We start from the raw sequence: 233 nt of genomic DNA, 5'->3' as shown, positions 1-233 counted from the left end.
GCTGACGCGCGAGAAAGCAGATCGGCTGGTCGTTTTCAGTCGTACGGGTTGCTCCGTTGCTGGACTCCATGCAATGTCGGCGCAGCCGGAGGATGCAGGTTATCCCTGGGTTCTGCTGCGTGTTGATGCCCACCGGCCATATCCGGCGGTGGGTATTTTTTCGTGGCGAGAATTTTTCAGGCGACGCCTGTAACGGATAGCGGGTTGCGAAGCATGTCTATACGCGCTGCAGC

The 233-nt window shown here is 58.4% G+C and carries 1 protein-coding gene; it reads left to right on the top strand.

Translation table 11 applies throughout. The features are described from left to right. Positions 1 to 193: hypothetical protein (locus tag SB753_RS41775; RefSeq protein ID WP_410805780.1), on the top strand; the 193-nt coding region annotated here is incomplete at its 5' end. Positions 194 to 233 lie beyond the last annotated feature (40 nt).

Source organism: Paraburkholderia sp. SIMBA_053, from assembly GCF_046534895.1.
Lineage (GTDB): Bacteria > Pseudomonadota > Gammaproteobacteria > Burkholderiales > Burkholderiaceae > Paraburkholderia > Paraburkholderia caledonica.
This window is presented reverse-complemented; position numbering and strand designations above follow the sequence as displayed.